Below are 4049 nucleotides of genomic sequence, written 5' to 3'. Positions count from 1 at the left end.
CCGACTGGACCATCGGCCACGTACACGCCGGCGCTCTTGGCTGGGTGGCGATGATCTCGATCGGCGCGATCTACCACATGATCCCGAAACTGTTCGGTCGCGCGCAGATGCACAGTGTCGGCCTGATCAACGCGCACTTCTGGCTCGCGACCATCGGCACCGTGCTGTACATCGCTTCGATGTGGGTCAACGGCATCACTCAGGGCCTGATGTGGCGTGCAATCAACGATGACGGCACCCTCACCTACTCGTTCGTTGAAGCGCTGCAAGCCAGCCACCCGGGTTACATCGTGCGTGCCTTGGGCGGTGCTTTCTTCGCCAGCGGCATGTTCCTGATGGCTTACAACGTATGGCGCACCGTGCGTGCCTCGAACGCTGTTGAAGCTGAAGCCGCCGCCCAGATCGCTGTCGTTGGAGCTCACTGATGAAGCATGAAGCTGTCGAGAAGAATATTGGCCTGCTGGCCTTCTTCATGGTCATCGCCGTGAGCATCGGCGGCCTGACCCAGATCGTCCCGCTGTTCTTCCAGGACGTCACCAATAAACCGGTCGAAGGCATGAAGCCTTACACCGCGCTGCAACTGGAAGGCCGCGACATCTATATCCGTGAAGGTTGCGTCGGCTGCCACTCGCAGATGATCCGTCCGTTCCGCGCTGAAACCGAACGCTATGGCCACTACTCGGTTGCCGGTGAAAGCGTCTGGGATCACCCGTTCCTGTGGGGTTCCAAACGTACCGGCCCGGATCTGGCCCGTGTCGGCGCGCGTTACTCCGATGACTGGCACCGCGCGCACTTGTACAACCCGCGCAACGTGGTGCCTGAGTCGAAAATGCCGGCGTACCCATGGCTGGTCACGCAAGCGGTCGACAGCAGCCACACCGAAACCAAGATCAAAGTCTTGCGCACGCTCGGCGTTCCTTACACCGACGAAGACATCGCCGGCGCGGTGGCCAGCCTCAAGGGCAAGACCGAAATGGACGCGCTCGTCGCCTACCTGCAAGTGCTTGGCACTGCGATCAAGAGCAAGAGGTGAGCACGATGGTCTTTGAAATGAGCGCAGGGCTGATCCGTGGTTTAGGCACCGTTGTCGTGTTTGTAGCGTTCGTCGGCTTGACCTTGTGGGTGTTCAACCGCAAGCGCACCCCGGAGTTCGCCGAAGCACGTCTGCTGCCGTTCGCCGACGAGCCACAGCCCGAAACGACCCCGGCATTTGAAACAACCCAAGCACCTGAACCAAGGAGTACCCGGCCATGACCACCTTCTGGAGTACGTGGATCTGCGTACTGACCATCGGCAGCCTGATCGGCCTGACGTGGTTGCTGATCGGCACCCGTCGGGGCGAGACCAAGGGCAGCGTCGACCAGACCATGGGCCACAGCTTCGACGGCATCGAGGAGTACGACAACCCGCTGCCGCAGTGGTGGTTCATGCTCTTCGCCGGCACGCTGGTGTTTGCCGTGGGCTATTTGATTCTGTATCCGGGTCTGGGCAACTGGAAAGGCATCCTCCCGGGTTACGAGGACGGCTGGACCGGCGTTCACGAGTGGGAAAAGGAAATGAGCAAGGCTGACGCCAAGTTCGGGCCGATCTTCGCCAGGTTCGCTGCCATGCCGGTGGAAGAAGTGGCGAAGGATCCGCAGGCGCTGAAAATGGGTGGCCGCCTCTTCGCTTCCAACTGCTCGGTGTGCCACGGCTCCGACGCCAAGGGCGCATTCGGTTTCCCTAACCTCGCCGACAGCGACTGGCGTTGGGGCGGCGACGCCGAGACCATCAAGACCACCATCATGGGTGGCCGGGTCGCGGCGATGCCGGCGTGGGGCGAAGTGTTGGGCGAGGCCGGGGTGAAGAACGTGGCCGCGTATGTGCGTCATGATCTGGCCAAATTGCCGTTGCCCGCCGACAGCAAGGCTGACCTGCAAGCGGGCCAGCAGGCGTTCAGCACCACCTGCGTAGCCTGTCATGGGGCGACCGGCCAAGGTACCGAAGCCATGGGCGCGCCGAATCTGACGCACCCGGCCGGGTTTATCTATGGCACCAGCCTGACCCAACTCGAGCAGACCATTCGCCATGGACGTCAGGGTCACATGCCGGCGCAAAACGAGCTGCTGGGCAACGATAAAGTGCAATTGCTGGCTGCTTATGTGTACAGCCTCAGCCACGGATTGAACACAGAAAAACTGATTACTGAAGACAACCAGAAGTAAGCATTGCGTACACCTCTGCCGCACGATTCTCCGTGCGGCAGTTTCCCACCCCTTTGCGACGCATTGTCGCACCCCTTAACAGCCTCGCCTTTCGGTTCCCCGAATTCGGGTCTAAGCTTGCTCGATGCGGACTGGCTCATGCCGGTTGCAGGTCGATCCTGAGCGTTGTGTTCGATGAATTGGCTGACAGATTCGCCGCAAAGGCCAGTAGATACCGGCTGTCGCGCCGATTGCCATTCGTCACCCAAACCGGCCGTTTGAACACACCTCGTTACAAGCGACCTGAACCCCTCGCTTTTTTCATCCGCAGCGACTTTTTTTTCAAGGGCATTTTTGTCCTTACGCGGCGCATGGAAAGGCCGCAGAATCAGCGTTGGAAAGCATTGACCCAGGTCATGGCGCGTTGCAATGACCCCCTGCTCTCTGCATACTTGCGGCCGATTTTAATCCTAATAAAACACCCAAACCGTGGAACCTTAGAATGAGCACAGCAATCAGTCCGACTGCTTATAACTATAAGGTAGTCCGCCAGTTCGCCATCATGACGGTGGTCTGGGGGATCCTTGGCATGGGGCGCGGTGTCGTCATCGCCTCGCAACTGGTTTGGCCGGAGTAGAACTTCGGTCTGCCGTGGACGCGCTATGGCCGCCTGCGCCCGTTGCACACAAACCTGGTGATTGTCGCGTTCGGTGGTTGTGCAGTGTTTGCCAGTTCCTACTATGTCGTGCAGCGAACCTGCCAGACGCGACTGATTTCCGACAGCCTCGCGGCCTTCACCTTCTGGGGATGGCAAGCGGTCATTGTCGGCGCGATCATTACCTTGCCGCTGGGTTACACCACCACCAAGGAATACGCGGAACTGGAATGGCCGATCGCCATTTTGCTGGCCATTGTCTGGGTCACCTACGGTCTGGTGTTCTTCGGCACCATCACCAAGCGCAAAACCAAGCACATCTATGTGGGTAACTGGTTCTACGGCGCGTTCATCGTCGTCACGGCGATGCTGCACATCGTCAACCACGCTTCCCTGCCGGTGAACCTGTTCAAGTCCTACTCCGCCTACTCCGGCGCGACCGACGCGATGATCCAGTGGTGGTACGGCCACAACGCCGTAGGTTTCTTCCTGACCACCGGCTTCCTCGGGATGATGTACTACTTCGTGCCGAAACAGGCCGAACGTCCGATCTACTCGTATCGTTTGTCGATCGTGCACTTCTGGGCACTGATCACCCTGTACATCTGGGCCGGCCCGCACCACTTGCACTACACCGCGCTGCCGGACTGGGCACAGTCGCTGGGCATGGTGATGTCGCTGATTCTGCTGGCACCGAGCTGGGGCGGCATGATCAACGGCATGATGACCCTCTCGGGCGCCTGGCATAAGTTGCGCAGCGATCCGATCCTGCGTTTCCTCGTGGTGTCGCTGGCGTTCTACGGCATGTCGACCTTCGAAGGTCCGATGATGGCCATCAAAACGGTCAACGCCCTCTCCCACTACACCGACTGGACCATCGGCCACGTCCACGCCGGCGCCCTCGGTTGGGTAGCGATGATTTCCATCGGCGCGCTGTACCACATGATCCCGAAAATCTTCGGCAAAGCGCAGATGCACAGCATCGGCCTGATCAACGCGCACTTCTGGCTCGCGACCATCGGCACCGTGCTGTACATCGCCTCGATGTGGGTCAACGGCATCGCTCAGGGCCTGATGTGGCGCGCAGTCAACGAGGACGGCACGCTCACCTACTCCTTCGTCGAAACCCTGGTGGCCAGCCACCCAGGCTTCGTCGTGCGGCTGATTGGCGGGGCGATCTTCCTCAGCGGCATGTTCCTGATGGCTTACAA

Annotated in this window: 5 protein-coding genes; all 5 read left to right on the top strand. The window is 59.9% G+C overall.

The features are described from left to right. Positions 1-425 (top strand): cbb3-type cytochrome c oxidase subunit I (locus ACIP66_RS28235; protein ID WP_400652524.1); only part of this gene is annotated, 425 nt, incomplete at its 5' end. Next, positions 425-1033: a cytochrome-c oxidase, cbb3-type subunit II gene (ccoO, locus tag ACIP66_RS28230; protein ID WP_400652521.1), complete on the top strand. Its 609-nt coding sequence runs from the start codon at positions 425-427 to the stop codon at positions 1031-1033. The genes ACIP66_RS28235 and ccoO, both read left to right, overlap by 1 nt. Positions 1034-1038: 5 nt before the next feature. Next, the gene (locus ACIP66_RS28225; protein ID WP_053118838.1) at positions 1039-1254 is read left to right on the top strand and encodes a cbb3-type cytochrome c oxidase subunit 3; all 216 of its coding nucleotides are present in this window, start codon (positions 1039-1041) and stop codon (positions 1252-1254) included. Continuing rightward, positions 1251-2204 carry a cytochrome-c oxidase, cbb3-type subunit III gene (ccoP, locus tag ACIP66_RS28220; protein WP_400652518.1) on the top strand — a complete coding sequence of 318 codons (954 nt, stop codon included), beginning with the start codon at positions 1251-1253 and terminating at the stop codon, positions 2202-2204. Before ACIP66_RS28225 ends, ccoP begins: the two co-directional genes overlap by 4 nt. A gap of 625 nt (positions 2205-2829) precedes the next feature. Next, positions 2830-4049: cytochrome-c oxidase, cbb3-type subunit I (gene ccoN / locus ACIP66_RS28215; RefSeq protein WP_400652526.1), on the top strand; the 1220-nt coding region annotated here is incomplete at its 3' end.

The sequence above is a fragment of the Pseudomonas sp. NPDC088429 genome (assembly GCF_044753305.1).
GTDB lineage: Bacteria > Pseudomonadota > Gammaproteobacteria > Pseudomonadales > Pseudomonadaceae > Aquipseudomonas > Aquipseudomonas rustica.
The sequence above is the reverse complement of the archived record's forward strand: the minus strand, read 5'-3'. Positions and strand labels throughout refer to the sequence as shown.